This window comes from Coleofasciculus sp., from assembly GCF_046539235.1.
Classification (GTDB): Bacteria; Cyanobacteriota; Cyanobacteriia; order Cyanobacteriales; family Coleofasciculaceae; genus Coleofasciculus.
In genome coordinates, this window is record NZ_JBKHHI010000400.1 from 1 (window position 1) to 6,203 (window position 6,203).

Here is a 6,203-nt window from a genome sequence, read left to right on the forward strand (position 1 = left end):
ACCCTTCGACAAGCTCAGGGCATCGCTTACTTCGACTTCGCTCAGTAACACGCTCAGTAACACGCTCAGTAACACGCTCAGTAACACGCTCGGTAACACGCTCGGTGTGTCAGCAGGGGGAGCTGGGGGATGCTTCGCTATTGCACGAAAGGGGGAGAATTCAAAGTCTCTCCAAATAAAAAAATATATTCCGCTTCCCTCTCCTTGTAGGAGAGGGCTAGGGAGAGGTTCGGAGAGAGGTTTTCCAGAGAGGTTTTCCCGATCCCGACCAAAAGTAAGAACCTACTGGCGTGGCACAGCTAAAATGGTGGAACAGATCTTACCATTGAATCGGGCGCACGTCTGTGCGCCCCTACGGTTTCTGGACATAAGTTTTAACTAACCTATAAAATGATGCGTCCTAACCGCTATGGCGATTGCTATATTATTAATGGGTGACACTGCGCTTAAGCACAAAAAAGAACGGTTGGGGTGAGCGTTTCAAATCCATAATTCCTAACACAGTATTGTCATCTACTTTCCGAAACGAGTCATTAATTGGCAAATGATCATAGATCATCGTGGCACTGACTTTTCCTCGATAGTCTATCATTCGGAGTCGGGCTTGACTTTCCTCAGTTTTCACAAAGGGTTTCAGTAAGGAATTCGTCAAGCTTAGCCAAGGTTTCAGAGAGTCATTTTTGAGAATTGGCAAATTAAAAAGTACGTTAATTGCTGTGGGATTGGGCGCAACCTTAAAAAAATTTCCCTGGCTATCTAAAAATAACAATGGGTGAACTGTCTCAGGATCAACAAATTCTTTTCCATACCAATTCAATGTTTCTAAGAAGCCATCCAGATGGTGATCGGTATGAAGTCCAGAGCCTTGCCAACGACCAATCATAAAGTCTAAATCCACGGGTTCGAGAGCGTCAAATAATTGTAACGCTGTTTCGGTTGTCGTTTTCCCTGCGTTCAGAACCGACTGGCAGCTTTCTACTGTTTGCATGTTTTTAAGGATTGTGTAATGGTGGCGATCGCGAGTTGTTTAGCCTGTCTCCTACCCTGAAGTCCTCTTGCCTCTACCTTTCTTTTATCAAACCGTCGAAGCCCTTAATTGTCCACAGGCGGCGTCTTTTTCTAAACCGCGAGAACGACGCACACTGACGGCAATGTTATGCTGTTCTAATGCCTCAACAAAGGCTTGAATTCTACGGGGGCTAGGACGCTGATAATCCACTTCGCTAATCGGATTGTAGGGAATTAAATTAACGTGACTCTGAAATCCGCGTAGGTGTTGAGCTAATTCTATTCCATGTTCGGGTTGGTCATTTAGTCCTGCCAATAGAATATATTCAAAGGTGACTCGGCGTCCAGTTATCTTGACATAATCCCGACATTCCTGTAATAAATCAGCTAACGGATAGCGTTTAGCACTGGGAATCAGTTGTTCGCGTAGTTGCTGATTAGAAGCATGGAGACTGACAGCAAATGTCAATTGCAGTTTGTGTTCTGCCAGTTGACGGATGCGATCGCGAATGCCTACGGTGGAGATCGTCAGCGATCGCATACCAATGCCAATATCCTGATTGAGGCATAATACAGCCGCCAGAACCTCGTCTAAATTCAGTAAGGGTTCTCCCATGCCCATAAATACAACATTACTCACCCGTTGCCCAAAATCCTCCTGAACCGTCAAAACTTGATCAACAATCTCATGACGGTGGAGATTCCGGGTAAATCCGCCTTTCCCCGTCGCACAAAAGTCACAGGCCATGGGACAACCGACTTGGGAGGAGACGCAAACCGTTAACCGATTAGCAGTGGGAATCCCGACGGTTTCGATAATATTACCATCTGCCAACCGCAGCAAATATTTGACCGTGCGATCGGGAGCCTGAGAGCGATAATGTAGAGTAGAACGACCAATGGGGACATCAACTAAGGCTTGCCGCCATGACTGGGAAAAGACTGAAATCTCACTAAGGCGTCGCGCCCCTTTTTGATAAATCCAGTTATGAAGCTGGCGTCCCCGATAGGCAGGTTGTCCTTGCTGTTGTACCCACTGGGTTAACTCAGCCAAACTTGCCCCTAGTAGCGGCGCATTGGTTCCATCTAACTGACTATTTTCTGGGGATACGGGGGAATGGGAGGAAGGGGTGACGGGATAAATCATAAGTCTGATGATTCTTGTATTTCACAGATTGTTTATTTTGTCAAGAACATTAGCGGGAATAGAGGTGAGATTGAGGCAGTCGGGTCTAGATCTAATTCTACCGCCTCAGTAAGAGTTGGAGTAGGAAACCGTAGGGATAAAATGACTAGAGAATAAATGGACTCAACTAAAATCGCCAAATTCTCTCTAAGAAGGTTGATAGATAAACCTAACTCGATTAAGTCCTGTAAATATTCCTCAAACCCTGACAAAGGACATAAGACATAAGATGAATGACAAATGACACAAACAAACCAAACCAAGCTGAATAAATGTCCAACTGGCATCCAGGGACTTGACGAAATTACCAATGGTGGATTACCTCAAGGGCGTCCTACATTACTATGCGGCAAAGCCGGCTGTGGTAAGACACTCATGGCAATGGAATTTCTGGTACGCGGTGCCACGGAGTATCAGGAACCAGGTGTTTTCATTTCCTTTGAAGAGTCGCCCGATGAACTGACGCAGAATGTCGCTTCCTTCGGTTGGGATTTAACAGCATTAGCCGCTCAAAAGAAACTGACGATTCATTATGTGCATATTGATCGCACTCAAATCCAGGAAACTGGCGAATATGATCTCGAAGCCTTATTTATTCGTCTCGGCTATGCCATTGACTCGATTAACGCCAAGCGGGTTGTCTTAGACACCCTAGAGGTTTTATTTACCGGATTGCAAAATAATGCGATCGTGCGTTCTGAATTGCGGCGACTGTTTCTTTGGCTGAAGGAAAAAGGCGTGACAGCAATTATTACCGGTGAAAGTGGTCAAAATACGCTCACTCGTCAGGGTTTAGAAGAATACGTTTCTGATTGTGTCATCTTCCTCAATCAACGGATTATCAATGAACTGGCAACCCGACGGTTACATATTATCAAGTATCGCGGTTCTAGACACGGTACGAATGAATATCCATTCCTGATTGAAGAAGACGGGATTTCTGTATTACCCCTCACTTCTGTGGGATTAGATTACCAGGTATCCAATCAGCGGATATCCACAGGTGTTGAGCGCTTGGATACCATGCTGGGAGGTGAAGGCTATTTTCGCGGAAGTAGTGTTCTAATTTCTGGTACGGCGGGAACAGGTAAGAGTTCGCTGTGCGCCCATTTCGCGAACGCGACTTGCTTGCGGGGAGAACGATGTCTCTACTTTGCCTTTGAGGAATCGGCTAGCCAGATTATCCGCAATATGCGATCGATTGGCATCAATTTGGAGCCATCTATACAAAAAGGTTTATTGAAAATTCAAGCAATGCGTCCCACTTTTTATGGGTTAGAGACGCATTTAGTCAAAATTCATCGTTTTATTAATGAGTTTAAACCCACTGTTGTTATCATCGATCCGATATCGAATTTGACGGATATTGGCAACTACATGCAAATCAAATCCTTTATGATGCGTCTGGTTGATTTCTTTAAAACGCACCAAATTACCACGGTTTTGACCCATCTCAACTTAGGCGGAAATCCCCTAGAACAGACTGATATAGGTATTTCTTCATTGATGGATACCTGGTTGTTGTTGCGGGATGACGAAAGTAGCGGCGAACGCAATCGCTTGCTTTATGTCCTCAAGTCTCGCGGCATGAAGCATTCTCATCAAGTCCGTGAATTTCGGTTGACAGATACGGGAGTGCAATTAGTTGATGTATATCTGGGAGCAAGTGGTGTCATGGCGGGAACCGCACGAACCATCCAAGAAGCGCAAGAAAAGGCAGAGGCATTAGTTCGCCGACAGACAATTGAACGCAAGCAACACGAAATCGAACGCAAACGCCAGATTATGGCAGTTCAGATTCAAGCGCTGCAAGCTGAATTTGAAACTCAAAAAGAAGAAATCGAGCAAATGATTCAGCAAGAGAAGTTGCGGGAGAAGACACTAATCCAGGATCGCCGACTAAGGGCGCAGATACGTCATTCTGATTCCCTAGAGGAAATGTGAGCATAATAATCAATAAGTAATACGTAATACCTAATAAAAAATTGTGAATACTGTAGCGGATCAGATTTAAAGGAAGTCACGGTACAATGACTAGATTAGCATGATAGAGAGACAAAATAGAATCGTCATGAATAATTTCGACAAAAACAAGGACAATTCGCCGGAGTTCCTCGAAGACTCCCAAGTAAGTTTCGATTCCCTGGAAAAATTGGAAGTAGAAACCTACGTTTTTCGTTTGTATATTGCCCATAATAACTTTAAGTCAATCCAAGCCGTTAAAAATATAAAAAGCCTCTGTGAAGAATACCTAAAAGGGCGTTATGAACTAGAAATAATCGACATTTACGATAATCCAGAACGTTTAGAGAAAGAGCAGATTTTTGCTGTGCCAACTCTGATCAAAGAACTTCCTCCTCCTTTACAGCGTTTAATTGGGGATATGACAGACAAGGAAAAAGTTAAGAATTGCTTGAGTATTTAATCAATAAACAGATTTTCAACGCCATAGGTCGATTAATTGATTGAGGGAGTATAAAACTGCTCAGAATTGATGAGGTTGAGCATTGATTAGAAAAATTGCCGAGAAACTGGTAACATTATCAACACATACATAGACCTACAGCATCTAATCTGCCGTCTCATTAGAGAAAACAGCTAAACCGTGAAACCAAATCCTATTACTCCTGAACCTGGTCAAGAATCTGTCTGGGATTACCCACGTCCTCCTCGCCTAGAGGAGACAACAAAGCATATTCGGGTCATCTTTAACGGGATCGCGATCGCAGATACCCGACGGGCAAAACGGGTATTGGAAACCAGCCATCCTCCCTGCTATTACATCCCACCGGAAGACATCAAGCTGGAACATTTAGCGAAGACAGGGCGTAAAAGCTTTTGTGAATGGAAGGGAATGGCTGGATATGCCGACGTTGTGGTGGGTGACAAGCGGGCTGCCAATGCCGCCTGGTATTATCCTCAGCCGACTCCAGAGTTTTCCTCGATTAAAGATCACGTCAGCTTTTATGCCAGTAAAATGGACGCCTGCTATGTCGATGACGAGTTAGTCCAATCCCAGCCGGGGGATTTCTACGGAGGATGGATTACCAAGGATATTGTTGGACCATTCAAGGGTGAACCCGGAACAATGGGATGGTAAAGTTGAGCCTGGGAACTCACGCGACTACATTGACCATTTTTAATTCACTCTCCGCTATACCCAAATGCTGCAAGCCATACCTTCCCTGATCTTGGTGTTTCAATTTGCCTCTCCAGGACCGATTCTGGTGGAGTTAGGACCATTGACTATCCGATGGTACGGTTTATTGATTGCGTCAGCCGTATTAATTGGAGTCAGTCTGTCCCAATATTTAGCCAAACGCCGTAACGTTGATCCAAACGCGATCGCTGACTTAGCAATCTGGTTGGTGATTGCGGCAATTCCCTGTGCCAGACTTTACTATGTCTTGTTTGAATGGGAACAATACGCCCAACGCCCAGAAGATATTATTGCGATTTGGAAAGGCGGTATCGCGATTCACGGTGCTATTTTGGGTGGACTTGTCGCCACAATCATTTTTGCCCGGATTCAGAAACTATCGGTTTGGTTATTAGCCGATTTAGTTGTTCCTGCGCTGATTTTGGGGCAAGCTATTGGACGTTGGGGTAATTTCTTTAATTCAGAAGCCTTTGGCAGTCCCACAAATTTACCATGGAAACTGTATATTCCTCCCCAACAGCGCCCTCCAGCGTACATCAATTATCAATATTTCCATCCCACGTTTCTTTATGAGTCGCTGTGGAATTTATTGCTTTTTGCGCTAATGATCACCTTATTCTTTCGGGATTTGAAACGAAAACCGCACCTGAAAGTTGGCACATTGGCGCTAATCTACCTGGTGGGTTATAGTGCAGGTCGCATTTGGATTGAAGGATTACGAACGGATAGTCTGATGGTAGGACCTTTACGCATTGCTCAAATTTTTAGTTTAGTTTCAATTCTATTGGGATTGGCAGGTTTAGCATGGCTCTACTGGTTCCGTCGTCCTCTCCCAGATGTTGTACCACC

General features: G+C 44.6%; 6 protein-coding genes. 4 read left to right on the plus strand and 2 right to left on the minus strand.

The window, feature by feature from the left end; translation table 11 throughout:
* Positions 1–427 precede the first annotated feature (427 nt).
* Positions 428–988, minus strand: a complete 561-nt coding sequence (locus ACLFWI_RS25170) for a DUF4334 domain-containing protein (protein WP_446415196.1) — start codon at positions 986–988, stop codon at positions 428–430.
* 87 nt (positions 989–1,075) lie between these two features.
* Entirely contained in the window at positions 1,076–2,155 is a 1,080-nt protein-coding gene (gene rlmN, locus ACLFWI_RS25175; RefSeq protein ID WP_446415197.1) for a 23S rRNA (adenine(2503)-C(2))-methyltransferase RlmN, read from the minus strand.
* Between the two features lie 279 nt (positions 2,156–2,434).
* On the opposite strand from rlmN, the gene kaiC reads away from it, so the two are divergent.
* The 4 genes from kaiC to lgt all read left to right on the plus strand — a co-directional run.
* Positions 2,435–4,138 (plus strand): circadian clock protein KaiC, encoded by a 1,704-nt coding sequence (gene kaiC / locus ACLFWI_RS25180; RefSeq protein WP_446415198.1) that lies wholly within the window; start codon positions 2,435–2,437, stop codon positions 4,136–4,138.
* A gap of 127 nt (positions 4,139–4,265) precedes the next feature.
* Positions 4,266–4,619: a circadian clock KaiB family protein gene (locus ACLFWI_RS25185; RefSeq protein ID WP_446410493.1), complete on the plus strand. Its 354-nt coding sequence runs from the start codon at positions 4,266–4,268 to the stop codon at positions 4,617–4,619.
* Positions 4,620–4,799: 180 nt separating this feature from the next.
* On the plus strand, positions 4,800–5,294 hold the full coding sequence (locus ACLFWI_RS25190; RefSeq protein WP_446410492.1) for a DUF427 domain-containing protein: 495 nt from the start codon (positions 4,800–4,802) through the stop codon (positions 5,292–5,294).
* Between the two features lie 64 nt (positions 5,295–5,358).
* Positions 5,359–6,203 (plus strand): prolipoprotein diacylglyceryl transferase (lgt, locus tag ACLFWI_RS25195; RefSeq protein ID WP_446415199.1); only part of this gene is annotated, 845 nt, incomplete at its 3' end.